This window comes from Caballeronia sp. GAWG1-5s-s, assembly GCF_023631445.1.
Taxonomy (GTDB): domain Bacteria; phylum Pseudomonadota; class Gammaproteobacteria; order Burkholderiales; family Burkholderiaceae; genus Caballeronia.
Window position 1 is genome coordinate 34471 of sequence record NZ_JALQDC010000018.1, and the last position, 24727, is coordinate 59197.

27 protein-coding genes and 1 pseudogene are annotated in these 24727 nt (G+C 64.7%); 9 read left to right on the plus strand and 19 right to left on the minus strand.

The window, feature by feature from the left end:
* Nucleotides 1-38: 38 nt before the first annotated feature.
* From NCR34_RS13140 to NCR34_RS13150, 3 genes are all read right to left on the minus strand, one after another.
* Nucleotides 39-353, minus strand: a complete 315-nt coding sequence (locus NCR34_RS13140) for a high-potential iron-sulfur protein (protein ID WP_248320668.1) — start codon at nt 351-353, stop codon at nt 39-41.
* Nucleotides 354-473: 120 nt separating this feature from the next.
* Nucleotides 474-1574 (minus strand): NAD(P)/FAD-dependent oxidoreductase, encoded by a 1101-nt coding sequence (locus NCR34_RS13145; RefSeq protein ID WP_248320669.1) that lies wholly within the window; start codon nt 1572-1574, stop codon nt 474-476.
* Nucleotides 1575-1758: 184 nt separating this feature from the next.
* The gene (locus tag NCR34_RS13150) at nt 1759-2736 is read right to left on the minus strand and encodes an AAA family ATPase (RefSeq protein WP_248320670.1); all 978 of its coding nucleotides are present in this window, start codon (nt 2734-2736) and stop codon (nt 1759-1761) included.
* 352 nt (nt 2737-3088) lie between these two features.
* On the opposite strand from NCR34_RS13150, the gene NCR34_RS13155 reads away from it, so the two are divergent.
* Nucleotides 3089-3619 (plus strand): hypothetical protein, encoded by a 531-nt coding sequence (locus tag NCR34_RS13155; protein ID WP_248320671.1) that lies wholly within the window; start codon nt 3089-3091, stop codon nt 3617-3619.
* Nucleotides 3620-3650: 31 nt separating this feature from the next.
* Entirely contained in the window at nt 3651-4460 is an 810-nt protein-coding gene (locus NCR34_RS13160; protein ID WP_206467178.1) for an endonuclease/exonuclease/phosphatase family protein, read from the plus strand.
* A gap of 21 nt (nt 4461-4481) precedes the next feature.
* On the opposite strand, the gene NCR34_RS13165 is transcribed toward NCR34_RS13160, so the two are convergent.
* Nucleotides 4482-4874, minus strand: a complete 393-nt coding sequence (locus NCR34_RS13165; RefSeq protein ID WP_206467179.1) for a response regulator — start codon at nt 4872-4874, stop codon at nt 4482-4484.
* 132 nt (nt 4875-5006) lie between these two features.
* Between NCR34_RS13165 and NCR34_RS13170 the strand changes: the two genes are divergently transcribed.
* Nucleotides 5007-5606: an alpha-ketoglutarate-dependent dioxygenase AlkB family protein gene (locus tag NCR34_RS13170; RefSeq protein ID WP_248320672.1), complete on the plus strand. Its 600-nt coding sequence runs from the start codon at nt 5007-5009 to the stop codon at nt 5604-5606.
* Nucleotides 5607-5624: 18 nt separating this feature from the next.
* Here NCR34_RS13170 and NCR34_RS13175 read toward each other — a convergent pair whose 3' ends face one another.
* The 3 genes from NCR34_RS13175 to arsC form a co-directional block, all read right to left on the minus strand.
* Entirely contained in the window at nt 5625-6023 is a 399-nt protein-coding gene (locus tag NCR34_RS13175) for a RidA family protein (RefSeq protein ID WP_248320673.1), read from the minus strand.
* A gap of 136 nt (nt 6024-6159) precedes the next feature.
* On the minus strand, nt 6160-6480 hold the full coding sequence (locus tag NCR34_RS13180) for a hypothetical protein (RefSeq protein ID WP_248320674.1): 321 nt from the start codon (nt 6478-6480) through the stop codon (nt 6160-6162).
* 116 nt (nt 6481-6596) lie between these two features.
* Nucleotides 6597-7019 (minus strand): arsenate reductase (glutaredoxin), encoded by a 423-nt coding sequence (gene arsC / locus NCR34_RS13185; protein WP_175938337.1) that lies wholly within the window; start codon nt 7017-7019, stop codon nt 6597-6599.
* 298 nt (nt 7020-7317) lie between these two features.
* Between arsC and NCR34_RS13190 the strand changes: the two genes are divergently transcribed.
* The 3 genes from NCR34_RS13190 (at nt 7318) to NCR34_RS13200 (ending at nt 8890) form a co-directional block, all read left to right on the plus strand.
* Nucleotides 7318-7599 carry a hypothetical protein gene (locus tag NCR34_RS13190; protein ID WP_248320675.1) on the plus strand — a complete coding sequence of 94 codons (282 nt, stop codon included), beginning with the start codon at nt 7318-7320 and terminating at the stop codon, nt 7597-7599.
* A gap of 92 nt (nt 7600-7691) precedes the next feature.
* Entirely contained in the window at nt 7692-7958 is a 267-nt protein-coding gene (locus NCR34_RS13195) for a cupin domain-containing protein (protein ID WP_248320676.1), read from the plus strand.
* A 104-nt stretch (nt 7959-8062) separates the two neighbouring features.
* Complete coding sequence (locus NCR34_RS13200; RefSeq protein ID WP_248320677.1) at nt 8063-8890, plus strand: DUF72 domain-containing protein; 828 nt, start codon at nt 8063-8065, stop codon at nt 8888-8890.
* 194 nt (nt 8891-9084) lie between these two features.
* Here NCR34_RS13200 and NCR34_RS13205 read toward each other — a convergent pair.
* The 7 genes and pseudogenes from NCR34_RS13205 to NCR34_RS13235 all read right to left on the minus strand — a co-directional run.
* Nucleotides 9085-10017: pseudogene (locus NCR34_RS13205) on the minus strand (2-hydroxy-3-oxopropionate reductase); the annotation flags it as partial.
* 16 nt (nt 10018-10033) lie between these two features.
* Nucleotides 10034-10819 carry a 2-dehydro-3-deoxyglucarate aldolase gene (gene garL, locus NCR34_RS13210; protein ID WP_248320678.1) on the minus strand — a complete coding sequence of 262 codons (786 nt, stop codon included), beginning with the start codon at nt 10817-10819 and terminating at the stop codon, nt 10034-10036.
* 542 nt (nt 10820-11361) lie between these two features.
* Entirely contained in the window at nt 11362-13179 is a 1818-nt protein-coding gene (gene glmS, locus NCR34_RS13215; RefSeq protein WP_175938455.1) for a glutamine--fructose-6-phosphate transaminase (isomerizing), read from the minus strand.
* A 75-nt stretch (nt 13180-13254) separates the two neighbouring features.
* Nucleotides 13255-14616, minus strand: coding sequence for a bifunctional UDP-N-acetylglucosamine diphosphorylase/glucosamine-1-phosphate N-acetyltransferase GlmU (gene glmU / locus NCR34_RS13220; protein WP_248320679.1), 1362 nt, complete (start codon nt 14614-14616; stop codon nt 13255-13257).
* Nucleotides 14617-14758: 142 nt separating this feature from the next.
* Nucleotides 14759-15673: a tRNA 2-thiocytidine(32) synthetase TtcA gene (ttcA, locus tag NCR34_RS13225; protein ID WP_248320680.1), complete on the minus strand. Its 915-nt coding sequence runs from the start codon at nt 15671-15673 to the stop codon at nt 14759-14761.
* Nucleotides 15670-16071: a dihydroneopterin aldolase gene (locus NCR34_RS13230; RefSeq protein ID WP_175938461.1), complete on the minus strand. Its 402-nt coding sequence runs from the start codon at nt 16069-16071 to the stop codon at nt 15670-15672. The genes ttcA and NCR34_RS13230 overlap by 4 nt, the downstream gene beginning before the upstream one ends.
* 31 nt (nt 16072-16102) lie before the next feature.
* Complete coding sequence (locus tag NCR34_RS13235; RefSeq protein WP_248320681.1) at nt 16103-16972, minus strand: SDR family oxidoreductase; 870 nt, start codon at nt 16970-16972, stop codon at nt 16103-16105.
* A 13-nt stretch (nt 16973-16985) separates the two neighbouring features.
* Here NCR34_RS13235 and NCR34_RS13240 point away from each other — a divergent pair, with 13 nt between their 5' ends.
* On the plus strand, nt 16986-18191 hold the full coding sequence (locus NCR34_RS13240) for a class I SAM-dependent methyltransferase (RefSeq protein ID WP_248320682.1): 1206 nt from the start codon (nt 16986-16988) through the stop codon (nt 18189-18191).
* Between the two features lie 10 nt (nt 18192-18201).
* Nucleotides 18202-18396 carry a DUF2905 domain-containing protein gene (locus NCR34_RS13245; protein ID WP_175940549.1) on the plus strand — a complete coding sequence of 65 codons (195 nt, stop codon included), beginning with the start codon at nt 18202-18204 and terminating at the stop codon, nt 18394-18396.
* 120 nt (nt 18397-18516) lie between these two features.
* Here the strand turns inward: NCR34_RS13245 and NCR34_RS13250 are convergent, their stop codons facing one another.
* From NCR34_RS13250 to NCR34_RS13265, 4 genes are all read right to left on the minus strand, one after another.
* A complete protein-coding gene (locus NCR34_RS13250) occupies nt 18517-19779 on the minus strand; it encodes a multifunctional CCA addition/repair protein (RefSeq protein WP_250500059.1) in 1263 nt (420 codons plus the stop codon).
* The gene (locus NCR34_RS13255) at nt 19776-20399 is read right to left on the minus strand and encodes a glutathione S-transferase family protein (protein ID WP_248320684.1); all 624 of its coding nucleotides are present in this window, start codon (nt 20397-20399) and stop codon (nt 19776-19778) included. Before NCR34_RS13255 ends, NCR34_RS13250 begins: the two co-directional genes overlap by 4 nt.
* Before the next feature lie 11 nt (nt 20400-20410).
* Nucleotides 20411-21367: a complex I NDUFA9 subunit family protein gene (locus tag NCR34_RS13260; protein WP_206467196.1), complete on the minus strand. Its 957-nt coding sequence runs from the start codon at nt 21365-21367 to the stop codon at nt 20411-20413.
* Between the two features lie 123 nt (nt 21368-21490).
* Complete coding sequence (locus tag NCR34_RS13265) at nt 21491-23458, minus strand: lytic transglycosylase domain-containing protein (protein WP_250500060.1); 1968 nt, start codon at nt 23456-23458, stop codon at nt 21491-21493.
* A gap of 8 nt (nt 23459-23466) precedes the next feature.
* Here NCR34_RS13265 and NCR34_RS13270 point away from each other — a divergent pair, with 8 nt between their 5' ends.
* Nucleotides 23467-24099: a 5-formyltetrahydrofolate cyclo-ligase gene (locus NCR34_RS13270; RefSeq protein ID WP_371747421.1), complete on the plus strand. Its 633-nt coding sequence runs from the start codon at nt 23467-23469 to the stop codon at nt 24097-24099.
* A 7-nt stretch (nt 24100-24106) separates the two neighbouring features.
* Here the strand turns inward: NCR34_RS13270 and NCR34_RS13275 are convergent, their stop codons facing one another.
* Nucleotides 24107-24619, minus strand: coding sequence for a winged helix DNA-binding protein (locus tag NCR34_RS13275; protein WP_175938477.1), 513 nt, complete (start codon nt 24617-24619; stop codon nt 24107-24109).
* Nucleotides 24620-24727: the final 108 nt, after the last annotated feature.

Consider the following 24727-nt stretch of genomic DNA (forward strand, 5'->3'; position numbering starts at 1 on the left):
GCAGCCGGGCGCGCTTCGTCGTGGTCGTCGGTTCTAGGTCAGGCCTTCTTCGCGTAGGCGCTGCACCACCCCTTCGCGGCGACCTGCTTGCCGCCGAACATCGGGCACGGCGCGAACGGATCGGACGCCTTGCCCTGATAGAACTGGCAATTGCCGCAATCCTGGCCCGCTGCGTACTTCGGGAACTTGGCCTTGTCGACCTTGCTCGCGTCCATCTTGTAGCCGAGCGCCTGCGCGGTCGGATCGCTTTCCTCGACCTTCGGCGCATCGGCGAAAGCGACGCGCGAGCCGAGCGCGAGCGTCGACGCAACGCCTACGCTCGTCATCAGAAATGTGCGACGGGATGTCTTCATGGTGACTCGCTCCATGTTGTATTGGGGGAAAGCGCCGTTCTCACGACGGCGATGCCCGAGCATAACAACACACAAGCGTTTCGATGAGGACAAATGTCGGAGATAAGCGTTAATGAACGCTCAGCGCAACATGTCGGCGACCCGTTCGCCAATGGCGAGCGACGCCGTCAGCCCCGGCGATTCCATGCCGAACAGGTTCACGAGCCCCGGCACGCCATGCGCCGATTTGCCCTGGATCATGAAATCCGCCGCCGCCTGGCCGGGACCGGAGAGCTTCGGCCGAATGCCGGCGTACGCCGGTTGCAGCGCGCCGTCGGGCAAGCCGGGCCAATACGCGCGAATGGCTGCATAGAAGGAATCGGCGCGACGCGGATCGACGTCGTAGTTGATCGACGGCACCCATTCCACGTCGGGGCCGAACTTCGCCTGCCCGCCCATATCGATCGTCAGATGCACGCCGAGTCCCGCTTCGTTCGGCATCGGATAGATGAGGCGCTCGAACGGCGCGCGTCCGCTCACGCTGAAGTAGTTGCCCTTCGCGAAGTAGAGCGGCGGCACGTGTCGGTCGTCGAGGCCGCGAATGCGCCGCGCGATGTCGTTCGCATGCAGCCCCGCGCTGTTGATCAGATACGACGCCCGGAAACGCGCCGGCGCCTGCCCGCCCGTCTCCACGATGAAGCAGCCTTCGCGCGCCTCGATGCTCACAACCGGCGTATGAAACACCACTCCCGCGCCATGATTTTCGGCGTCGCCTTGCAGCGCGAGCATGTACTGATGACTATCGACAATGCCCGTGCGCGGCGAATACACCGCTTCGACGCATTGCAGTTGCGGTTCCATTTCCTTCGCTTCTGCGCCGCTGATTCGCACGAGCCCTTCCACGCGATTCTCGACGCCCTTCTGCTCGATCGCCGCGAGCTGCGGAATCTGATTGCGCGCCGTGGCGACGAGCAGCTTGCCGCACTGCCGGTGCGGCACGCCGTGCGCCTCGCAGAACGCGTACAGCATTTCGCGCCCGCGCACGCACAGTTCCGCCTTCAGCGAGCCGCGCGGATAGTAGATGCCCGCGTGTATCACCTCGCTGTTGCGCGAACTCGTGCCGATGCCGATGGCTTCGCCCGCTTCCAGCACCATCACTTCGCGCCCGCGCAATGCGAGCGCCCGCGCGATGGCGAGCCCGACGACGCCCGCCCCGATTACCACGCATTCGATCCGATCCATGTCCTTTCCCGCGCCTTCTCGATGCGACCTATTCTACGTGCGGGATTATTGCGCGTCGCACAATAACGCACGCAGCGAGCAGCGTTTTCCGGTGCAATTCGGAAAAAGGCAAGAATCTGGCCGCCAGATGCTGAAAATAGCGCGGTTCGACGGCGTTTCGCGCGAATCGCGAAACCGCGGCTGATTAGAAGCCCATGAATTTGCGGCGCGATTGCCGGTCCAGTTCGATGTCGCGCGCCTCGACATGGTGTCTGCCGTCGATGCGCGCGTTGCCGAACGCGTTCAACATCGCGCGCCGCATGCCGCGCGGCGACGCCTGCGTGAGCGCATCGAGCGGCGCGTCGCCGAGCGTTTCGGGAAAGCGGCTGCCCCACGCGTGCGCCTCGCGAATCTCCGCGTAGATGGCCTGCGCGATGCGCCGCGCGCCGTCGCGGTCCGGCGCCGGAATCTCGTACACGTTCATGCGGTTGAGAAGCGGCTCGGGAATCGCGCGCGCGTCGTTGGCCGTGGCGATCCACACGACATTGCCCGCGTTGATCGGCACCTCGGCGAATTCGTCGATGAAGCTCTGCGCCGTATCGTGTTCCAGCAAAGCGTAGAGCGCGCCGAGCGGATCGTATTGCGTGTCGCCGGTGGCCTTGTCGATTTCATCGACGGTCATCACGGGGTTCGCGTAGCTGCCGTTCACGAGCGCGTCGAAGACCTTGCCCGGCTTCGCATTGCGCCATTGCGACGACGCGCCGGAGAGAATCCAGCCGGCCGTGAGCGAGCTCATCGCGACATAGTGGCACGACGTGCCGAGCAGCCGCGCGAGCTGCTTCGCGAAATGCGTCTTGCCGATGCCCGGCTCGCCGAGCAGCAGCATCGGCATGAGTTCGAGGCGGTCTTCGGTTTCGAGGCACAGCGCGATCTGCTTGCGGATATCGTCGAGCGGTTCCTCGAAATTCGGCAGCGATGCCGCGAGATCGTCGATGGAAGGCATGCGGTTAGGCTTCACGCAGAAGCGCAGGTTGCCCACCTTCAGCATCTTTTCGTAAGTTGCGCGCAAGGCTTCGCTCGCGCCCTCGGAGAGATCGTTCAGCGCAGTCTCGACGTCGTCGAGACTGTAGACCTTGCTGAACGACGCCACTGCCAGTTCTTGTTTGACCACGGCCGTCGTCATGTCGCACCCCGTCTTTTTTCGCTTCGACGAGTTCAGTGTATCGATGAAAGAATCACGCGCAAGCGAGCAGTCGCGGGCGTCTGCTGCCAATTTTGAGAAAGCGGAGCGTGCACCGCGCACGCGAGTATCATCGTCGCGATGCCGCGGCGGGCGGGTTCAGAACGTGCTCATCAAGCCGCGAGGTTGGAATCGACGGGACGCGGCCTCACATGATCCGTTGATGCGCCGAACCGCGCCCCGTCCGTCTTGTCAGAACGAAGTCGCCGGGCAACACGCGTTCGGCGGCCGCCGCGCCGTGTGAGTGCGCGCGTCGGCTGCCATCCGATTAGCCCGAGCGCCGGAGAAGCTTTCAATGACTAAAACGAATCGCATCGCATTTCCGCGTCTCATCCGATCCGCGCTCGTCTCCTGCGCGTGTCTCGCCGCGAGCCACGGCGCTTTTGCGCAGAGCACGCCGCAGCCGGTCAACTGGGAGTTGCAAGTGGTGCGCGACGGCCAGCAGATCGACTCTTTCTCTGCCACCACGAACGTCGGTCAGGCGAAAACCGATACGCATCACAACATCGTGCAGAACCGCGTCGGTTGCGCGGACAAACCGGCCGGCGATATCGACCTGCAACGCACGCTCACTGTTTCGCCGACACACGCGAGCGCCGACGACATCACGCTCGCCATCGAGGCGCAGGAAACGCTGGAAAGCGACACCTCTCAGACGTCGGCCTCGGGCTGCAAGGTGCCGCCGACGCCGCGTCAGGTGGCCGCGTCGCATCCCGGCCTCGTGTTGAAACCGGGCGAATGGGCGCAGTGGCAGATCATCGACAGCAATCCGTCGCTGCTGTACCGGGTGCGCGCGAGCCTGGCTTCGTCAGCGCCGGCGCAGTAAGCCGGCGCACCACGCACACAAAAACGAACGCATGCGAAATCCAGAACATCTTCCGCCAGCACCGTCCGCGAATGCGGTCACGCCGGATTTCACGGCGGTGAGCTGGAATCTGCACAAGGGTCGCTCGCCACTCGGCCTGCGCGCATGGAACGCCATGCAGCGCTGGGTGCAGACCACCAACGCGGACGTCTATTTTCTTCAGGAAGCCATGGCGCGGCGGCTGCCGCAGCCGGTGCTCGCAAGCGGCTTCGGCAAGCCGCTTTCCGCGCCGCTCGACGATGTCTGGCATTGCCAGGCCACCGAAATCGCCACCGCGCTCGAATTGCAGATCGCGCTCGGCCCGAACGTCTTCAAGCCGTCGTGGCGGCACGGCAATGCGATCCTTTCGCCGCATCCGCTGGATCTGTCCGGACGCTGGGACATCTCGGCGCATCGGTTCGAAAAGCGCGGGCTGCTCGTCGCGCGCGCGACGTTCGCGGGACACGCGATCACGCTCTTGTGCGCGCACCTCGCGCTGACGCGCGCCGCGCGGCTGCGTCAGATGAACTGGATCGCGCACTGGATCGCGAAGGAAGCGCCCGAAGGCCCGCTCGTGCTGGCGGGCGATTTCAACGACTGGCGCAACGATTCCGTACCGCTATTCGGCGAACTCGGCATGAACGAAGTGGCGACGATGCTCGGTGAATCGGGGCGCACCTTTCCGGCGTTCTCGCCGGCGCTCGCGCTCGACAAGATGTTCGTGCGCGGTCTGAAGCCGGTGCAGTGGATCGTGCCGACGCAGGATACCGCGTGGCTCTCCGATCACTTGCCTTATATGGCGAAGCTGCGTATCGCGGATTGAAGCGCAACTCAGGGGCGCAAATCAGGGACGCGTAAGCAGCGCCTCGAGATCGTTGATGGAAACCGGCTTGGTCAGATGATGATCGAAGCCGGCGTCGAGCGCGGTCTGCCGGTCTTCCGCGCTGCCGTAGCCGGTGAGCGCGAGCAGAAGCGCGTCGCGGGTCGCATCGCGTTTGCGCATCTCGCGCGCCACGTCGAGCCCGTTCATGCCCGGCAAGCCGATGTCCAGCACCACGACGTCCGGCCGGAAGTCGTCGATGGAGTCGAGCGCGCACACGCCGTCGGACTCGGTGCGCACTTCGTGGCCGAGCGCCTCCAGCAGCATCGACAGGGCGAAGGCCGCATCGGCGCTGTCATCGACGAGGAGGATACGGCGGCCGAGCGCGCCGTGATTCGTTTCGGCGTTGAAAGTCATGCGCAGTCTTCGCATCTTAATGAGATAGTCGGCCGACTGTAGCACATGCGGCACGGTCGGACAGGGAGAGACCGCAATGCCGCCGCGCGACGGCTCTGCTATCGTGATTCTTTCGGCTGCGCCCGCACTGCCATGTTCGATCTCTTCGACGACATTCCCAAGCCCGATATCGCGTGGCATCCGGACTGGATCGACGCGGACGCCGGCTCCGACCTGATGGCCGCGCTGATCGACGAAGTGCGCTGGCAGCAGGACACCATGAACACGCCGGGCGGCCGCGTGCCGCTGCCGCGCCTCACCGCGTGGCAAGGCGAGCCCGACGCGGTGTACGTCTATTCGGGCATCCGCAACGTGCCGCAGCCGTGGACGCCCGCCGTCGCGCAGTTACGCGACGCCGCGCAGGCCACGTGCGGCGCCCGCTTCAACAGCGTGCTCATCAACCGATACCGCGGCGGGCAGGACAGCATGGGCTGGCACGCCGACAAGGAGCGCGAGCTCGGGCCGGAGCCGGTGATCGCATCGGTCAGTCTGGGCGCGACGCGCACATTCGAATTCCGCCACGCGCGCACGCACGCCACCCACGCGCTCTCGCTGACACACGGCAGCCTGCTCGTGATGCGCGGACGCACGCAACGGGAATGGGTGCATCGCGTGCCGAAAGAGCCGGGCGCGCGCGGCGAGCGCATCAATCTCACGTTTCGCTGGGTGGACGCGTCCAAAGCCCGCAAGTGAGCCGCGCAGACGGCACCATCAAGGCCGCCGCGCGATGAAGTCGATCTCCACGAGCGCATCGCGCGCGAGCCCGGTCACGCCGATGCAGGTGCGCGCCGGCAACGGCTTCGGCAGGAAATACGACCGGTAGACGGCGTTCATCGCGTCGTAGTCGCGCTTGAATTCCGTGAGGAAGATGCGCGCGCTCACGACGTGATCGAGCGTCAGGCCGAGGCCGGTCAAGACGAGAATCAGGTTGTTCATCACGCGCCGCGTTTGTGCCGCGACGCCTTCGGGCAGCGGCGCGCTGTCGTCGTCGGGATCGGTCGGCATCTGGCCGGTGAGAAACACCCAGCCGTCGGCTTCAGCCGCGTGCGAGAACGGGCCAACAGGCGTCGGCGCGCCGTCGATCATCGAGAATTTCGGTGGATGGCTCATGGCGTGGTATCGAGTGCAGGGTCCGCTACGTTAGCGCGTCAAAATTGGCGCGGCTTGCAGGAAGGACTGCCGGCGCGCCGCAAAAAAAAACGCGGCGAACCCTTCGGCCCGCCGCGTCATCCCGTAGCGTCTTGCATTACCAGCCGTGGCGATCGTGCCAGCGCTCTTCGCGCCGCTCGCGCCGCCATTCGTGCTCGCGCCATTCGCGCCGCTCACGCCATTCGCGCTCGCGCCAGCGGTCGCCGCCATTGCCATAGCCGTAGCCGTAGCCGTATCCATAGGCAACGGGCACAGCCGGCTGCACGTACACCGGCTGCGCCGGCGCGTAGTAAGGCACCCCGTAGGCCGGCACGCCGATTCCCACTGCGACATCGACGTGCGCGGACGCCGTAGCCGACGCGGCCAGCGCCGCCATGCCTGCGAGCCCGATAACCGTACCAAGAAGTTTCTTGTTCATTTCGCTTTCCTCCCTGCACCGAGTGCCGTGTGAGTCAGATGCAGTCTAGAGAGCGACGCCTGACACAGGTGCAACAGCGATGCCAGAAAGGTAACGCGACGTAACGGCATGGAGCGCTAGCGGACGCGCTTGCCGGTCTCGTCGATGATCACTTCGCCGTCTTCCTTCGCGAACGGTCCCTTCTGCGGCGACGGCAGCAGGTCGATCACGAGTTCCGACGGACGGCACAGCCGCGCGCCGAGCGGTGTATCGACGAACGGCCGGTTGATAAGGATCGGATGCGCGAGCATCGCGTCGATGAGTTGATCGTCGCTGAGCAATGGATCGTCGAGTCCGAGTTCCGCGTACGGCGTGCCCTTTTCCCGCAGCGCTTCGCGCACGCTGAGGCCCGAACGGGCGATCAGCGCGACGAGCGTCTCGCGGCTCGGCGGCGCCGTCAGATATTCGACGACGTTCGGCTCGATGCCCGCGTTGCGGATCAGCGCAAGCGTATTGCGCGAGGTGCCGCACTTCGGGTTGTGATAGATGGTGACGGTCATGGCGCGCTCCGTGTGACTGTGGATGCTCGCATTCTAGGGCCGCGCGGCGCGGCGCGTACACGGTGCATGTCGCGCGCGCCTGCGTCGCGTCATGTCGCCGACCGGATCGCGAGCGTATAAGCGAATCTGCTGTTCATTGCAGAAACGCGGCCTATAACTTGAATTGCGTGCGGCGCGCAGGTTGCTGAGCGCGATGCAGCGACATGACACCGTGCCGCGAGTCATTGCGCCAGCGCCGCCACCGCGCGATACCGATGCGCGGCCCGCGCGCCAGCGCGTCACTATCAAGGAGCACAACATGAAATCACGTCTCGTCATGGCGGCCGTCGCCGCCTCGTTGCTTGCTACCGCGGGCGTCGCCTCGGCGCAGCAGAGCTACTATCGGACCGCACAGGTGCCGGGCCAGGCCACGCCCGACACGTGGACGCAGTCCGCCGACACCCAGAGCCAGACCGGCGACATGTCCTACGGCGGCGTTTCCTCCACGCGCAGCGATATGGGCTCGGCCGCCACGCGCCGCGACCCGATCTCGAAGCCGTGCACGCGCGGCCCGCAGTGCGACATCTTCTTCGGCAACTGACGAACGCTTGCGTTAGCTTCGGTGCATCGAGGGCGCCTCTTTCCGTCCACGCGGACGCGCCCCTTCTCACTCTCCCAGCCGAGACCGCCCTCATGCATCGCGATGCATTTCTCGCCCAGCTTTCCGCCGAAGGCTTTCACGAAGTCGTGACGGTCACGCGCGAACCGGACGTCTCGCTCGACATACACGCACATCCGTTCGAAGCGAAGGCGCTCATCGTCGAAGGCGACATCACCTTGCGCGTCGGCGGCGAGGCGCGGCTGTATCGCGCGGGCGATGTCTTTCATCTGCCGGCCAACGTCGAGCATTCCGAACAATACGGGCCGCAAGGCGTGAGTTATCTCGTCGGTCGCAAATAGCGCCAAGCCGCGCGGCGCACGCTCGTGCCGCTTACATGCCGGTTCGCCGAGGGTTCGCTACACTCGTGTCATCCAGCGATCTTGCATGAGACCGGAGAGGCCCGATGGCGGCGAAGAAGAAGACGGAGAACGCGGCACGCATTCGTGTCGGTATCGGCGGATGGGATTTCGAGCCGTGGCGCGGCACGTTCTATCCCGAAGGTCTCACGCACAAGCGCGAACTCGAATACGCGAGCCGCGCGCTCACGAGCATCGAGATCAACGGCACGTTCTACCGTTTGCAGAAGCCGGACACGTTCGCCAAATGGCGCGATGAAACGCCCGACGACTTCGTGTTCTCGCTGAAGGCGCCGCGCTATGCCACGAATCGCCGGGTGCTCGCCGAAGCGGGCGATTCCATCGAACGGTTCTTTGCGAGCGGCGTGCTCGAATTGCAGGACAAGCTCGGCGCGATCAACTGGCAGTTCGCGCCGACAAAGCACTTCGATCCCGAGGACTTCGAGCGCTTCCTGAAGCTGCTGCCCGCCACCGTCGAAGGCCGCGCGCTTCGTCACGCCGTGGAAGTGCGGCACGAGAGTTTCGCCGATGCCGCGTTCGTCGCGCTGCTGAAAAAGTACGGTATCGCGGTGGTCGTGGCGGGCGATTCCGACTATCCGCAGATCGCGGATATCACCGCGCCGTTCGTGTATGCGCGCATCATGGGCACGACCGAAAAGCAGAAGCTCGGCTACTCGAAGGCGGCGCTCGATCGCTGGGCCGCGCGCGCAACGGAATGGGCGGCGGGCGGGGCGCCGGAGGACTTGCAGATGGTCGGCAAGGCGCCGTCGAAGGCGTCGGCGCGCGATGTTTATCTCTACGTCATCAGCGGACACAAGGCCGCTAATCCTGCCGCCGCGATGGCGCTCATCGAGCGGTTGAACAAAGCGGCGTAGCGGGGAGTAGCGCGACGGCGTGGTCGACGCGCGAGGCGACGCCGCTCGTTGTCGTAGTGTCGTAGTTTCGGTCAGACCTGCGGCGCGCCAGCAATCAGGCGGGCGCTTGGTGCCGCACGGCCCCGCTTTCGCCGACGCTTCGAGCGCCGACCCGCGGCGCGCGAATCGGGCGGACACCGCGAACCGGAGCGCCCTTACTTCGCTCCCTGCCCGATCTCGTGGTTCGCCAGAAGCTCGAGCGCCCGCACCATGCCCGAGTGATCCCACGCCTTGCCGCCGTGCGCCGCGCACGCGTTGAAGAGCGCCTGGCACGTCGCCGTGTTCGGCAGCGAGACGCCGAGCGATTGCGCCGTCGAGAGCGCCAGATTCAAATCCTTCTGATGCAGTTCGATCCGGAAGCCCGGATTGAACGTGCGTTTGGTCATGCGCTCGCCGTGGACTTCGAGAATCCGCGACGACGCAAAACCGCCCATCAACGCCGTGCGGACCTTCTCGGCATCGACGCCCGCTTTCGACGCGAGCAGGAGCGCCTCGCCGACCGCCTCGATGGTCGCCGCGACGATCACCTGATTCGCGACCTTGCAGACCTGTCCCGCGCCGACATCGCCGATCAGCGAGACGTTCTTGCCCATCATGTCGAACAGCGGCTTCACCTTGTCGAACGTGGCCTGCGCGCCGCCGACCATGATCGTGAGCGATGCCGCTTTCGCGCCGACTTCGCCGCCGGACACGGGCGCATCCAGATAATCCGCGCCGCGCTCGCGAACTTTCGCGGCGAACTCGCGCGTCGCGATCGGCGAGATCGAGCTCATGTCCACGACGATCTGACCGGCGCGCAGCGATTGCGCGACGCCGTTCTCGCCGAAGAGCACGCGCTCGACATCGGGCGTGTCCGGCACCATCAGGAACACGATATCGGCTTTCTCGGCCACTTCTGCCGGGCTGTTGCACGCGGTGGCGCCTGCTTGCGTCAGCTCGGCCGGCACGCCGCTGCGCGTGAACGCGGCTAGCTCCACGCCGTTCTTGACGAGATTCGCCGCCATGGGATGCCCCATGATGCCGAGTCCGATGAAGCCTGCTTTCGTCGTCATGAATCTGCTCCTTTTATTCGGGTTCCAGTCGGGCGAGCGTGCCGCTCGCGCCCTATTCTGCGATGAAGTGTTTTTTCACGGCCTGCGCCGCGTTTCTGAGCATGCCGAGATCGGCGCACACTGCGACGAGCGTACAGCCCATCGACAGATAGCGCTCGGCGTCCTGCTGCACGGGCGCGAGAATGCCGCTCGCCTTGCCGGCCGCGTGCGCGCGCTCGAAGACATGCGCGATGGCCGCCTGCACGTCCGGATGATTTGCGTTGCCGAGCTGACCGTACGCGGCGGCCAGATCCGATGGACCGACGAAAAGCGCATCGACGCCGTCGACGGCCGCGATTTCGTCGATGGCATCGACGGCTGCGCGGCTCTCGATCTGCACGGCGACGCTGATATTGTCGTTCGCCATCTTGAAGTAGTTTGCGACCGTGCCGTAGCGGTTCCCGCGATGCCCGACCGACACGCCTCGAATCCCTTCGGGCGGATAGCGCGTCGCCGCGACCGCGCGCGTGGCGTCGGCGGCGCTATCGACGAACGGAATCAGGAAATTGACGAAGCCGGCATCGAGCAGCCGCTTGATGCCGACGGGCTCGTTCGCGGGCGGCCGCACGACCGGCGCGCTCACGCTGTCCTTGAGCGACATCAGTTGCGGGATGAGTGTGAGCGTGTCGTTGGGCGCGTGCTCGGCATCGAGCAGCATCCAGTCGAAGCCGACGACGCCGAGCAGTTCCGTGACGATCGGACTGGCCAGCGACGCCCAGCAGCCGATGAGCTTCTCGCGGGCGCGTAGTGAAGTCCTGAAGGCGTTGGGCAACGGTTGGTACGGGGTCGACGACGGCATGGTGCCTCCTTGAGGTGGCTGCGCGCTTCCGGATGTTGGCGGCTGGGGCTCAGTTGTCTGACGTCTTATCTAGCGTACCGTCATTGATGTGCGTTAGACCAGCCGAGTTAACCCGCATCCGCGCCATTGCACGGCGCCTCTGCGGCCTACCTGTCATACGACGTCTTACTTTTGTGCCGTTCCCGCTTCTTTGCTACAAGCCTCGATTCTCAGCAGCCCAACCACGCGTCTAAGTAAACAAAAGAATCGCATATGTATACGTGGTAGTAGTTAACAAGCCTCACTTGAAACAGTGGATAACCCGCTTCTCCCGTTTCGCTTCAGACACTTGCGAAGTAAACAACTTCGGTATGGCAGCGCAGTTTACGGCGCGACGAGAGGACAACTTTCAGCGCCTCCGACGGGGCGCAGACTTATGCAGAAACGGCGAACAGGTTTCGCTGTGCGGTGGTCACAGGGTTGTCCACAGCGACATAGTTGTCGGGCAGAAAAAAAGCGCCTCCGAAGAGGCGCTTTCGAGCTAGAGAGCCGACGCTACCAACTCACTCCACCGTCACCGACTTCGCCAGATTCCGCGGCTTATCGACATCCGTACCCCGCGCGCAAGCCGTGTGATACGCGAGCAACTGCAGCGGCACGACATGCAGAATCGGCGACAGCGCCCCGTAGTGCTCCGGCATCCGAATCACATGAATCCCATCCTCGCTGACGATGCGCGTATCGGCATCCGCGAACACATAAAGCTCGCCGCCACGCGCCCGCACTTCCTGCATGTTCGACTTCAGCTTCTCCAGCAGCGCGTCGTTCGGCGCGACGGTCACAACCGGCATCGCCTCCGTCACCAGCGCGAGCGGCCCATGCTTCAGTTCGCCCGCCGGATACGCTTCCGCGTGGATATACGAGATCTCTTTCAGCTTCAGCGCGCCTTCGAGCGCGATCGGGTAATGCAGCCCGCGCCCGAGGAACAGCGCGTTCTCCTTGCGCGCGAACTCTTCCGACCACGCGATGATTTGCGGCTCCAGCGCCAGCACGCTATTCAACGCCGCCGGCAAGTGACGCAACTGACCGAGATACGCCGCTTCCTGCTTCGCATCGACGCGGCCGCGCATCTTCGCCAGCGTCACCGCCAGCACGAACAGCCCGACGAGCTGCGTCGTGAACGCCTTGGTCGACGCCACGCCGATTTCCGTCCCCGCGTGCGTCAGAAACGCGAGTTCCGTCTGGCGAACCATCGCGCTCGTCCCGACATTGCAGACGGCGAGCGTATGCGCGTGTCCGAGCGATTGCGCGTGCTTGAGCGCGGCGAGCGTATCGGCGGTTTCGCCCGACTGCGAGATCACGACGACCAGCGCCTTCGGATTCGGCACCGACTCGCGATACCGATACTCGCTCGCAATCTCGACTTGCGTCGGAATCTTGGCGATGGATTCCAGCCAGTACTTCGCCGTCAGCCCCGAGTAGTAGCTCGTGCCGCACGCGAGAATCAGGAGACTGTCGATGCCCGAAAACACGTCGGCTGCGCCATCGCCGAAGAGACGCGGCTCGAAACTGTCGGCTTGCGGAATCGTGTCCGTGATCGCGCGTGGCTGCTCGAAAATTTCCTTTTGCATGAAATGACGATACGGCCCGAGTTCCACCGCGCCGCCGTAAGCCGTCACGACGCGCACTTCACGCTCTGCGGGCAGGCCGTCGCGGTCGGCGATCTTCACGCCATCGAGCGAAATCTCGACGACATCGCCTTCTTCCAGAAACGCGAAGCGGTCCGTGCTGCCGGCAAGCGCGAGCGCGTCCGATGCCAGAAAGTTCTCGCCTTCGCCCACGCCCACGACGAGTGGCGAACCCTGGCGCGCGCCCACGACCGTATGCGGCTGATCCTTGTGCATCACCGCGATGGCATATGCGCCGTGCAGTTGCTTGACGGCCTCGCGCACGGTCTGGAACAGATCGCCGCGATACATGCTGTGGATCAGATGCGCGATGACTTCGGTATCCGTCTGCGACACGAACTCGTAGCCCTTGTCGCGCAGCATCGCGCGCAGTGACTCGTAGTTCTCGATGATGCCGTTATGCACCAGCGCGACGGTATCGCGCGAAAAGATCGGGTGCGCGTTGTCGGTGACGGGCGCGCCGTGCGTCGCCCAGCGCGTATGCGCAATGCCCGTCATGCCGCCGATGCCCGTTTCCCGCACTTGCGCGTCGAGATCCGACACGCGCGCGACGCTGCGCGCCCGGCGCGGCTCGCCGTTGCTCAGCACGGCCACGCCGCACGAGTCGTAGCCGCGATATTCGAGCCGCCGCAATCCTTCGACGAGCACCGAGACGATATTCCGTTGCGCAACCGCGCCGACAATTCCGCACATGTCGTTATTCCTTTGATGTCAAAACCGAACGCACAATGAAAAAAAGCCGAGCCCTCCGGCCCGGCCTCGCGCGCTTCACACTTTCTTTTTGGTGGGCCGGATGTAGTCCGTCTTGCTGACCTGGCGCTTCTCGTTCAGCACCAGTTCGCCTTCGCCGACATCCTTCCAGACGGTCGTGCCCGCCGCGATGGTCACGCCGCGTCCGACGCGCACCGGCGCCACGAGCTGCGTATCCGAGCCGATGAACACGTCGTCGCCAATCACGGTGCGATGCTTGTTCGCGCCGTCGTAATTGCAGGTGATGGTGCCCGCGCCCACGTTCACGCGCGCTCCGATATCCGAATCGCCGATATACGTGAGGTGATTCGCCTTCGAGCCGCGGCCCATCACGGCGTTCTTCACTTCGACGAAATTGCCGACGTGCGCTTCGTCGCCGAGCACGGCGCCCGGACGCAGCCGCGCGTACGGTCCGAGCACGACGTTCGCGCCGGCCGTGCCGCCTTCGATATGCGTGTACGCCTCGACGCGCGTTCCCGCGCCGATCGACGCATCGCGAATCACGCAGTTCGGCCCGATGCTCACGTTGTCGCCAAGCGTCACGCGGCCTTCGAACACGCAATTGACGTCGATGGTCACGTCCGCGCCGCATTCCAGCGTGCCGCGCACGTCGATGCGCGCAGGATCGGCGAGCGTCACGCCCGCTTCCAGCAACGCATACGCGACGTTGCGCTGGTGAATGCGCTCCAGTTCGGCCAGTTGCACTTTGCTGTTCACGCCGAGCGTTTCCCATTCGGCGTCCGGCTGCGCGGTGACGACTTCGACGCCCGCTTCGATCGCGCGCTCGACCACGTCCGTCAGATAGAACTCGCCTTGCGCGTTGTCGTTCTTCAGCGACGCGAGCCATTGTTCGAGCGTGCGCGTCGGCGAAACGACGATGCCCGTGTTGATCTCGGTGATGCGCCGCTCCGCGTCGCTCGCGTCTTTCTGCTCGACGATCTTTCGCACCGCGCCGCCCGCGTCGCGCACGATGCGCCCGTAGCCGGTCGGATCGTCCACCGTCACGGTCAACACGCCGTAGCGTTCGCTGCCGGCGGCATCGAGCAGACGCTTCAGCGTGCTGGCGCGCGTGAGCGGAACGTCGCCGTACAGAACGAGCGTCGGCACGGAGGCATCCAGAAGCGGCAGCGCCTGCTGCACGGCGTGCCCCGTGCCGAGCTGCTGCTCCTGCACGGCGAATTGCACGTCCGGCGCGCCGACGGCTTCGCGCACCTTCTCGGCGCCGTGTCCGACCACCACGACGAGGCGCGTGGGCGACAGCGTGCGCGCCGTGTCGATGACATGCGCGAGAAGCGGCCGGCCCGCCAGAGGATGAAGGACTTTCGGCAGGGCGGAGCGCATGCGCTTGCCCATGCCGGCAGCCAGGATCACGATGTTCATCGCTTGAGTCTTGCAGGGTTCAGGTCGCGCCAATATAGCATGCGAACTTTTTCGAAAACGCCCGCGGAAGCCGCGCCGCGTCTCGTTCTACAGGCTTTCACAGATCGTCGAACTGAACAATTGAAATGGCGTTTCGCGATGCTCACGGTTCGCTTGCGCACGGTTCTTCGTCGAACGCGATATCGCCTTGCGGATCGGCCTCGCCGGTGGCGCGCAGGCTCGCGAACGGAAAGAGCGCCGGATCCATCAGATGCGACGGCACCACGTTCGAGAGCGCATTGAACATGTTCTCGACGCGCCCCGGAAAACGCTTGTCCCACTCGCGAATGAGCGCCTTCATCTCCGCGCGCTTCAGGTTCGGCTGGCTGCCGCACAGATTGCACGGGATGATCGGGAATTCTCGCAGTTCGGCGAACTTTTCAAGGTCCGTTTCCTTCACGTAGGCTAGCGGACGAATCACGACGTTCTTGCCGTCGTCGGATTGCAGCTTGGGCGGCATGCCCTTCAGCTTGCCGCCGTAGAACATGTTGAGCAGAAGCGTTTGCAGAATGTCGTCGCGATGATGCCCGAGCGCAATCTTCGTCGCGCCCAGTTCGCCCGCCACGCGATACAGAATGCCGCGCCGCAGCCGCGAGCACAGCGAGCACGTCGTCTTGCCTTCCGGCACGAGCCGCTTGACGATGCTGTACGTGTCCTGATTCTCGATGTGAAACGGAATGTCGAGCTTGGCTAAATACTCGGGCAGCACGTGCTCGGGAAAGCCGGGCTGCTTTTGATCCAGATTGACGGCGACGATGTCGAAGTCGATCGGCGCGCGCTCGCGCAGGCGCATGAGGATATCGAGCATCGCGTAGCTGTCCTTGCCGCCGGACAGGCAGACCATGACCTTGTCGCCCTGTTCGATCATGTTGAAGTCGCCGATCGCCTGCCCGACCTGACGCACGATCCGCTTGAAGAGCTTGTTGTTCTCGTACGCTTCCTTCTGCTGGCGCTTGGTCAACGCCTCGCGCGCGGGCTTTTGCTCTTCTGCGTGTTCCATGGCTTCACGCGCGTTCATGCTCGTTCCTCTTTGATGCGAAAGACTTCGACGCCCACTGCGTCGCAGTCGGGATAGACGTCGGGCTTTTGCGTCGATACCGCGACCGCGCGCACGTTCGGATGCGCAAGCAAGGCGGCGGCGACGTCGTCGCACAGCGTTTCCTGAAGGTGAATGTGGCCGCGATTCACGCGCGCCGCGATGGTCGAGCGCATGAAGTCGTAGTCGACGACTTCGGAGAGCTTGTCCGCGACGGGCGTGGACAGCGCGAGCGGCACGAACAGCTCGACGTTGAACACCACGCGCTGCTCGCCGCGCTTTTCGAAGTCATGCACGCCGATATTGATGCGCACTTCGTAGTTGCGCAGAAAGAGCCGCCGGCAATCGGTCAGCCGGGGATGAGAAAGTGCGGCAAGCATGGCGTTATCCAATAGTTATACGTGGCGCGTTTCAGGATTTCTCGGCGCCGATCATGTACATCACGTCGCGCGGGCTCGGCACGAGATGCTGGCCGCCATCGACGACGAGCGTCGTGCCCGTCACGCCGTGCGCGTTCGCCAGATAGCACGCCGCCTGCGCCACGTCCGCAACCGTCGATGCGCGCCTGAGCGGCGTCACGCGATGCGCCGCTTCGAACGATTCGGGCGTCTGCGCGGCGGAGATCAGCGTGAGGCCCGGCGCGAGTCCGACCACGCGCAGTTTTGGCGCGAGCGCCTGCGCGAGCGCGACGGTGGCCGTGTCGAGCGCCGCCTTCGTCAGCGTGTACGACAGGTAATCCGGGTTCATGTTGTAGAGCTTCTGGTCGAGCACGTTGATGACGACGGCGCGTAGCGATTCGTCGTCTTCGGCGGCATCGGGCGTGGCTTCGTGCAGCGTGCGCGCGAGCGTGAGCGGCGCGGCGACGTTGACGGCGGTCATCTGCATGAGCTTCGCGTAGCCGAAGTCGGCGGCGGTGTCTTCATCGAAACGCGATGCGCAGTTCACGACGCAATGCAAAGCGCCGAAAGTTTCGACGCACGCTGGCACGAGCCGCGCGACTTCGGCTTCGATGCCGAGATCTGCGTTTAGCGCGACCGCGCGCCGCCCGAGCGATTCGATGTGCGCCACGGTTTCACGCGCTTCCTGCTCGGAGCGGCCGTAATGCACGCCGACGTCCCAGCCTTGCCGCGCGAATTCCAGCGCGATGCCCCGCCCGATGCGCTTTCCCGCGCCCGTCACGAGCACGGCGCGCTTGCGCTGCGTGGATGACGCCGACGAGAGCGGCGCATTCACGCCCGAAGACGGCGAATTGGCGGGAGAAAGCGGCGTGGAGGCGCTCATTTACAATACTGGGATGAATCCGAATCGACCAACCGATAGTTTACCTGCTCCCGGCCCGGACGCGCTCGCGCAATCGGCCGCGCTGACCGAAGTGATCCGCGAACGCATCGCGGCGGCGGGCGGCTGGCTGCCGTTCGACCAGTACATGGAACTCGCGCTTTACGCGCCCGGCCTCGGCTACTACAGCGGCGGCGCCATGAAATTCGGCCGCCGCGCCGACGATGGCAGCGACTTCATCACCGCGCCCGAGTTGTCGCCGCTCTTTGCGACGACGCTTGCGCGCCCCATCGCGCAGGCTTTGCAGGAGAGCGGCACGCGGCGCGTGATGGAATTCGGCGCGGGCACGGGCAAGCTCGCGGCGGGTTTGCTGACGGCGCTCCCCGACCTCGGCGTGGAGATCGACGGTTACGCGATCGTCGATCTCTCCGGCGAACTGCGCGAGCGTCAGCGCGCGACGATTGAAGCGCAAGCGCCTGCTCAGGCCGCGAAGGTCGAATGGCTGGACGCGCTGCCCGATGCGTTCGAAGGCGTGGTGGTCGGCAACGAAGTGCTGGACGCGATGCCGGTGCGCCTCGTCGTGCGCAAGCTGGGCGCGTGGCACGAGCGCGGCGTGGTGGTTCAGAACGAAGGCTTCGCTTTCGATGATCGCGCGGTCACGCCGGATGCACAGATCGAGTTGATCGACGCGGCCATCGACGAAGCGAACGACGACGAGCCGTTCACCGAATATCTGACGGAGACGCACGAGGCGGCGCTCGCGTTCACGAGGACGGTTTGCACGATGCTCACGCGCGGCGCGGCGTTTTTCATCGACTACGGCTTTCCGCGGCGCGAGTTCTATCACGCCCAGCGCGCGACGGGCACGTTGATGTGTCATTACCGGCATCGCGCGCATGCGGACCCGTTCCTTTATCCTGGATTGCAGGATTTGACGGCGCACGTCGAGTTCACGGGCATCGCGGAGGCCGGCGTGGAAACGGGCGCGGATTTGCTTGGATTCACGTCGCAGGCGCGGTTTCTGATGAATGCCGGCATTACCGATGTTCTCAGCGCGCTCGATCCTGCGGATGTGAAGCGATTTCTTCCTGCGGCGAACGCGGTGCAGAAGCTGCTTTCGGAGGCGGAGATGGGCGAGCTGTTCAAGGTGATCGCGTTTTCGCGCGGCATCGAAGGGACGCTCGATGCATTCGCTGCGGGCGATCGTTCGCACGCGTTATGAGGCTGCGGTCATGATTCGCTGGGTAGTCACGACGTTTATCGCGCTTGCCATTCTTTCCGGGTCGATGCCTTGGCTTAGGAAGTTTGGCATCGGGCGGTTGCCCGGGGATTTTACTTTGCGGATTTTTGGGCGGGAGTATTCGTTTCCGTTTATGTCCACGGTCGTGATTTCTATTCTGCTTTCTTTGATTGCGCGGGCGCTTTGATTGTTTGCGTTTCGGCGCGGCGCGGCGGGGCTAGCTCCGCAATGGCGCTTGTGGTCTTCTGCCGCTTCCTTTCGTTCCACAAAGAAAGAAGCGCACCGATCCCCAACACAAACCCAACGTTCAAGAAGAAGAAAGCGCCCCCGAGCGGCCCCCGCTCAACACGCTCCCGACCGCCTCCACCCGCGCCTCATGCACCGCATCCTTGATCCTTGAAGGCTCATGCGCGAACCGCTGCGCCACAGCCCCCGCATCGACCGACCGCGCCGCGACAAGCGCCTCCCGCAGCCGCTCCGCCTGCGGATACTCCTTCTGCTCGAGCCCCAGCCGCCCACGCGCATCCGCGACGCACGCCTGTAGCGCCTCGGCAAAGCGCGCCGGCTTGCGCAGCGCATCGGTGCGTTCGAAAAGCCGCACCAGCGCCGCCGCGCCCATGTCCATCACGCGATGAATATTGCCGTGCTCCCGCGCAACGAGCAGCGCCAAATCGCGGCATTCGTTCGGCACGCGCAAGCGTTCGCACAACGGCTTCAATAAATCGACACTGCGTCCCTCATGCCCGAGATGCCGCGGCAAGATATCGTCCGGTGTGGTCGCCTTGCCCAGATCGTGCGTGAGCGCGGCGAAGCGCACCGGCAGCGCATAGCCCTGCGATGCCGCATAGTCGACCACCATCATCACATGCACGCCCGTGTCGACTTCCGGGTGATAATCGGCGCGTTGCGGCACGCCCCAGAGCGCATCCACTTCCGGCAGAATCCGCGCGAGCGCGCCACAACCGCGCAGCACCTCGAACATGCGCGACGGCCGCTTTTCCATCAGCCCGCGCGAAATCTCCTGCCACACGCGCTCGGGAACGAGCGCATCGACTTCGCCGGCTTCGACCATCTTCTCCATCAACGCTTCCGTGTCCGGCGCGACGGTGAAATCCGCGAAGCGCGCCGCAAATCGCGCGAGCCGAAGTATGCGCACCGGATCTTCGATGAACGCATCGCCCACATGCCGGAAACGCTTTGCGCTCAGGTCGCTCTGTCCGTCGAATGGGTCGATCACCGGACCGGTCAACTCGCCTGCCGCGTTGACCTCGCGCGCCATCGCGTTGATCGTCAGATCGCGGCGCGCCAGGTCTTCCTCCAGCGTCACATCCGGCGAATAGTAGAACTGAAAGCCGTGATAGCCCGCCGCCGTCTTGCGCTCGGTCCGGGCGAGCGCGTATTCCTCGTGCGTCACCGGATGTAGAAATACCGGAAAGTCCTTGCCGACGGGCTTGTACCCTTGCGCGACCATTTGCTCGGGCGTCGCGCCGACGACCACGTAATCGCGGTCCACCACCGGCACGCCCAGCAACGCGTCGCGAATCGCGCCGCCTACCGCGTAAATATTCATCGCGCGTTGTCCTTCCTTGCATCATCGATCCAGGCGGCCACGGCGGGCAGCGCCGTCACGCGAGCCGCGTACTCGCGCGCGCCTTCGCTGATGGCGGGCGCATACGAGTTGAAGCGCATGACGACGGGCGCGAACATCGCGTCCGCTATGCAGAAATCGCCGAACAGGAACGGCCCGCCCGATTGCGCGAGACAGCCGGTCCAGATGGCATCGATCCGCGCGATATCCGCGAGCGTGCCGGGCGTCGCGCCGATGCCGGGCTCGCGCGTCGCGATCTGCATCGGCATGTTCTGGCGCAGGTCGGCGAAGCCCGCATGCATCTCCGCGCTGATGCTGCGCGCATGCGCGCGGGCGGCGGCATCGCGTGGCCAGAGCGCATGCTGCGGATATCGCTCGGCAAGCGTTTCCATGATCGCGAGCGAATCCCACACGGTCTCGCCGCTATCGGTGATGAGGCACGGCACTTTGCCCGACGGCGTCACATCGAGAATCTTCGCCTTGGTGCCGGGCTGGCCGAGCCGGATGAGCGCTTCATCGAACGGAATGCCGAAATGCCTGAGCAGCACCCAGGGACGCATGGACCAGGAAGACGAATTCTTGTCGCCGATAACGAGTTTCATGCGGTCCGAAATCAACGGTGCGCCGTGGCGCGGAAAGTATTGAAGCGCGAACGCGGCGACATGCCGGTCAGATACAGCGGCGCGATGGCCTCGATGCTCGCCGGCTCGCCGATGCCCAGTTCCGGCGCGAGCGGCCCGCTCGCGATGCTCGGCGTTTTCATCGAGTCGAGGTTGTCGCGCGACATCAGCGGTTCGCCGGGCGCCATTTCCAGCGTCATCGCCTGGAGACGGCCGAGACTCTCCGGCAGCTTGACGATGCGCGCACGCTTGCCGATGGTCGCGCCCGCGAAGCGCACCAGTTCCGCGAGCGTATAGACGGCGGGGCCCGCCAGTTCGTAGACCATGCGGTTCGCGGCGTCGAGGTCGAGCACGTTGACGATGGCCTTCGCGACATCGCCGACGAAAACCGGCTGGAATTCCGCGTCCGCGCAGGCGAGCGGAATCACCGGAAAGAGCCGTTCCAGAAACGCAAACTGGTTGAGCAGATTGTCCTCGGGACCGAAGACCACCGAACTGCGGAAAATGGTCCAGTCGAGGCCGGACTCGCGGACCTGCTTCTCGCCGTCGCCCTTCGAGCGCAGATACATGCTCGGACCTTCGGAGTCCGCGCCGATCGCGCTCATATGAATGAGTCTGCGCACGCCCTTCGCCGCGCACGCCGCGACGATCTTGCGCGGCAGTTCGACATGCGCTCGCGCGAACTCGGGGCCGTACGGATCGCCGCGCCGCCCTTGAAGCACGCCGACGAGATTGATGACCGCATCGGCTTCCGCGACGAACGCGGCGAGCTTGATGGGATCGTGGACATCGGTTTCGAGCACGTCCACCGGCAATAACGTGAGATGCGCGGCGTTCGAGCGACGCCGTGTCGCAATTCGCACGTTCTTGCCGAGATCGACCAGCGCGTTGACGAGATGGCTGCCGATAAAGCCGGAGCCGCCGATGATCGCCACGTTCTGATGTTGCATGTTCGCCTCTTGTGTCGCGGCTGTCCGCTTGCGCTGACGAATGCGGGGCTACGAGGTAAGGACGAGCCGCCGCGCGTGCTTCCGATGAACGGATGGCCGAGCGCGGCGTGGCGTGAAGCGCGCTTACGGCGCGATATAACCCAGCCGCGCCTTCAGCGATTGCGGACGGCCTTCGAACAGCGCCGCGTAATACACGGTGTTCGACAGCACGTTCTTCACGTAATCGCGCGTCTCGGAAAACGGAATGGTTTCAGCAAAAACCGCGCCCTCGACCGGCGCGCGCAAATCCTGCCGCCATTGGCGCGGCCTGCCTGGACCGGCGTTGTAGCCGGCGGTGGCGAGCACCGGCGAGTTGTCGAACTGATTGTAGATCATCGACAGGTAGTTCGTGCCGAGCAGAATGTTGGTGTCGATGTCGTTCATTTGCGCGCGCGACAGCGAGCCGAGACCGATCTTCTTCGCGACGAGTTGCGCCGTGCCGGGCATCAACTGCATGAGGCCGCCCGCGCCCACTTCCGAGCGCGCGTTGATGATGAAGCGCGATTCCTGGCGAATCAGACCGTAGGCCCATTCGGTGTCGAGCCCGGTGCTTTGCGCGTCGCGCTCGACGATCTCGCGGAACGGCGACAGATACCGCAGCGTGAAATCGTGCTCGGTCTTCGTCTTGTCGGCGGTGTTCACCGTGCGGTCGTACAGCTCGATGCGCTTCGCATATTGCGCGGCGGCAAGCAACTGACGGTCAGTCATGCTGCGCAGCGGCCAGTTCCATTCGCGATTGCCTTCGAGCCGCATGTTGAGCGCATAGAAACGCTGCGACAGCGCGAAGCCCGGCACCGACTGCATCTGCGCGATCTCGGCGTCCGAGACGGTCGTGCGCGGCGGCAGCGTGATCTTCTGGCCGAGTTCTTCCAGCGCGAGCTGGCCGTAGAAGTTGTATTGATCCGCGATGCTCTGGAATTCCTGATTGGCCGTGGCCGCGTCGCCCGCCTGCTTGACGGCGCGCGCATGCCAGTAGACCCACGCGGGCTGACTGCGCAGCGTCGGCGGCATCTGCTCGACGGACCAGCGGACCATGTTCCAGTCGCCCGCGAGCAGCGCGCTGCGCGTGCGCCATTCGTACGCCGGATTCGACAAAGGCGCATTCGCCGACAGCCGATACCAGTCCGCCGCCGACGGCATGCGCTTCAACGCCGCCTGATAGCCGATGGTGCCCCAGCCGATCGCGCGCTCGGCCGGCGTGAGACTCGGCGCGACGGAGCTGAACGTGGCCGCGGCCATCGCCGGATCGTTGCGTGCGAGGCGCGTGATCGCGAGCAGCGTCAGTTGATGCGCCGGCGTGTTCGGCATGACGCCGCGCGCGAGATACAGCGGCGGCTTGTTGACGGCGTTGTCGAGCAGTTCGGGCTTCGGCCGTTCCTGGCCGAGCGCATCGACGATATTCGCGCCGGTCGTCGTGTAGTTCTGCTCGTAGGCGAGGCGGATCTGCTGCCAGATGTCGTCGCTCGTGAACTGGCCGGACTCCGCGAGCGCCGCGATCAGATCGACGCAGCCGTCGCCGTACCATTTCGGATCGACGAGCAGCGCGCGCGCCGCCTCGGCGATGTTCTCGCCGCGCGACTGCCGCGCTTCGAGCCCATAGCATTTGACCTGCGTGTCGTCGTTGAGCACGAAGCGGGAATATTGCTGCTCGAAGTTGCGCCAGTCGTGCCGGCCGCCGAGCACCACGAGGTAGTCGTTGCGCATGCGGTCGGCAATGGCTTGACTGTCGTAGCGTTGCAGGAACGAGAGCACCGGCGCGTCGGGCGCGTCCGGGCGCGCGTGGCCTTGCGCATCGAAAAGCTGCGGCTTGATCGTGAAGTATTCGACGTAACCCGGCGCCGGATAATTCGGAATTTGCGCGGCGAGCGCGGCGGCACGGCCGGCGTCGTTCGCCCGGGCCGCCTCGCGCAACTGCATGAAGACGCGGTCGTCGGAGGACGGCGAAAAGTCGGCGTCCGGGCGCACGGCCGAGGCCGTTCCGCAGGCGACGAGCGTCGCGGCGGCAAGGGCGTAACCGACCGCAAGATATACTCGGTTGAAGCGTTTTGACATCGTTATTACTGGAGCGCGAGGTGGTCCAAAGATCGGTTGAAAGCATAGCACGCAACGTTTGCGCGGAACCTGTCCGCGCGGAGCCGAAAAGCGCCCTGCGTGCCACGCTGCTCGCGCGCCGAGAAGCGCAGGCCGAAGACCCGGCGCAAGCGGCGCGCAACGCGGCGCTGGCCGAGCGGTTGCGCGCGCTGCTCGATGAGCGCGCGGTCCGCTGCATCGGTTTTTACTGGCCGGTGGCGGGCGAATTCGACGCACGCGCGGTCATCGCGGATTGGCTCGCATCGGACGATGATCGCGAGGCCGCGCTGCCCGTCGTCGTGCAGCCGCATGCGCCGATGGCCTTTCACGCATGGCACGCGCAATCGCCGATGAAGCCGGGCCGCTATCGCATTCCGGTGCCGGAAGAAGAGAAAGTCGTGGTGCCCGAATTGCTGCTCGTGCCGTGCGTCGGGTTCGATTCGGACCGATACCGCCTCGGCTACGGCGGCGGCTATTACGACCGCACGCTCGCCGCGTGGCCGGTCGCGAAGAAGCCCGCGACCATCGGCATAGCGTACGAAATGGGCAAGCTCGGCGCCCTGCCGCGCGAATCGCACGACATGCCGCTCGATGCGATCGTCACCGAAGCGGCGCGTTACTGAGTCGCGCCTAGAGCGACGCCGCCGCGCGCGCGGCGGTGTCGTAAAGGCCGGATGCGTTGCGCATCAGTTGCGCCGCCTCGCCGATCTGTTCGTTGGTCAGCCGGCTTTCGCGCAGCGCGGAAATCAGGCAGCTTTCCCGCACTTCGCGGTACTTGCCGCACAACTCGCGCCCCGCCGGCGTCGTCGTGAAGAACACTTCCTTGCCGGCCTTTTCGCTCGTCACATAGCCGCGCGTCACGAGTTTCTTGAGCGCGTAGGTCGCCACATGCGTGTCCTCGATATTCAGCACGAAGCAGATATCCGCGAGCTTCTTCTTGCGGTCGCGATGGTTCACGTGATGCAGCAGCGACACTTCCACCGCCGTCATGTCCTTCGCGCCCGCCGCCGACATGCAGCGCACCATCCATCGGTTGAACGCGTTGCTCGCCATGATGAGCGCGTACTCGAATTCGGACAGTTCCGCGCTGGTTTCGGAGACGAGGTGCTCGGACGACACGATCTTGGTTGGCTGACGCGACATGGCGATGACCGTAGAAAAGTGCGTCGCAGTGTAGCGCAATGCGTTCGCGCCACACTCCAGACAAACGCGTATTGATAATTTCTTGATAATTTATTGACAATGTAACAT

Bases quoted from the DNA above. Each gene is read 5' to 3' on its own strand.
- NCR34_RS13165 (WP_206467179.1), bottom strand. From the start codon at position 4,874: ATGACTTTCAACGCCGAAACGAATCACGGCGCGCTCGGCCGCCGTATC.
- glmS (WP_175938455.1), bottom strand. From the start codon at position 13,179: ATGTGCGGAATTGTCGGCGCGGTTGCGCAACGGAATATCGTCTCGGTG.
- NCR34_RS13265 (WP_250500060.1), bottom strand. From the start codon at position 23,458: ATGTCAAAACGCTTCAACCGAGTATATCTTGCGGTCGGTTACGCCCTT.
- NCR34_RS13175 (WP_248320673.1), bottom strand. From the start codon at position 6,023: ATGAGCCATCCACCGAAATTCTCGATGATCGACGGCGCGCCGACGCCT.
- NCR34_RS13145 (WP_248320669.1), bottom strand. From the start codon at position 1,574: ATGGATCGGATCGAATGCGTGGTAATCGGGGCGGGCGTCGTCGGGCTC.
- arsC (WP_175938337.1), bottom strand. From the start codon at position 7,019: ATGACCGTCACCATCTATCACAACCCGAAGTGCGGCACCTCGCGCAAT.
- NCR34_RS13200 (WP_248320677.1), top strand. From the start codon at position 8,063: ATGGCGGCGAAGAAGAAGACGGAGAACGCGGCACGCATTCGTGTCGGT.
- NCR34_RS13250 (WP_250500059.1), bottom strand. From the start codon at position 19,779: ATGAATATTTACGCGGTAGGCGGCGCGATTCGCGACGCGTTGCTGGGC.
- NCR34_RS13155 (WP_248320671.1), top strand. From the start codon at position 3,089: ATGACTAAAACGAATCGCATCGCATTTCCGCGTCTCATCCGATCCGCG.
- NCR34_RS13235 (WP_248320681.1), bottom strand. From the start codon at position 16,972: ATGAGCGCCTCCACGCCGCTTTCTCCCGCCAATTCGCCGTCTTCGGGC.
- glmU (WP_248320679.1), bottom strand. From the start codon at position 14,616: ATGAACATCGTGATCCTGGCTGCCGGCATGGGCAAGCGCATGCGCTCC.
- NCR34_RS13160 (WP_206467178.1), top strand. From the start codon at position 3,651: ATGCGAAATCCAGAACATCTTCCGCCAGCACCGTCCGCGAATGCGGTC.
- garL (WP_248320678.1), bottom strand. From the start codon at position 10,819: ATGCCGTCGTCGACCCCGTACCAACCGTTGCCCAACGCCTTCAGGACT.
- NCR34_RS13255 (WP_248320684.1), bottom strand. From the start codon at position 20,399: ATGAAACTCGTTATCGGCGACAAGAATTCGTCTTCCTGGTCCATGCGT.
- ttcA (WP_248320680.1), bottom strand. From the start codon at position 15,673: ATGAACGCGCGTGAAGCCATGGAACACGCAGAAGAGCAAAAGCCCGCG.
- NCR34_RS13240 (WP_248320682.1), top strand. From the start codon at position 16,986: ATGAATCCGAATCGACCAACCGATAGTTTACCTGCTCCCGGCCCGGAC.
- NCR34_RS13190 (WP_248320675.1), top strand. From the start codon at position 7,318: ATGAAATCACGTCTCGTCATGGCGGCCGTCGCCGCCTCGTTGCTTGCT.
- NCR34_RS13180 (WP_248320674.1), bottom strand. From the start codon at position 6,480: ATGAACAAGAAACTTCTTGGTACGGTTATCGGGCTCGCAGGCATGGCG.
- NCR34_RS13140 (WP_248320668.1), bottom strand. From the start codon at position 353: ATGAAGACATCCCGTCGCACATTTCTGATGACGAGCGTAGGCGTTGCG.
- NCR34_RS13245 (WP_175940549.1), top strand. From the start codon at position 18,202: ATGATTCGCTGGGTAGTCACGACGTTTATCGCGCTTGCCATTCTTTCC.
- NCR34_RS13260 (WP_206467196.1), bottom strand. From the start codon at position 21,367: ATGCAACATCAGAACGTGGCGATCATCGGCGGCTCCGGCTTTATCGGC.
- NCR34_RS13275 (WP_175938477.1), bottom strand. From the start codon at position 24,619: ATGTCGCGTCAGCCAACCAAGATCGTGTCGTCCGAGCACCTCGTCTCC.
- NCR34_RS13195 (WP_248320676.1), top strand. From the start codon at position 7,692: ATGCATCGCGATGCATTTCTCGCCCAGCTTTCCGCCGAAGGCTTTCAC.
- NCR34_RS13170 (WP_248320672.1), top strand. From the start codon at position 5,007: ATGTTCGATCTCTTCGACGACATTCCCAAGCCCGATATCGCGTGGCAT.
- NCR34_RS13150 (WP_248320670.1), bottom strand. From the start codon at position 2,736: ATGACGACGGCCGTGGTCAAACAAGAACTGGCAGTGGCGTCGTTCAGC.
- NCR34_RS13230 (WP_175938461.1), bottom strand. From the start codon at position 16,071: ATGCTTGCCGCACTTTCTCATCCCCGGCTGACCGATTGCCGGCGGCTC.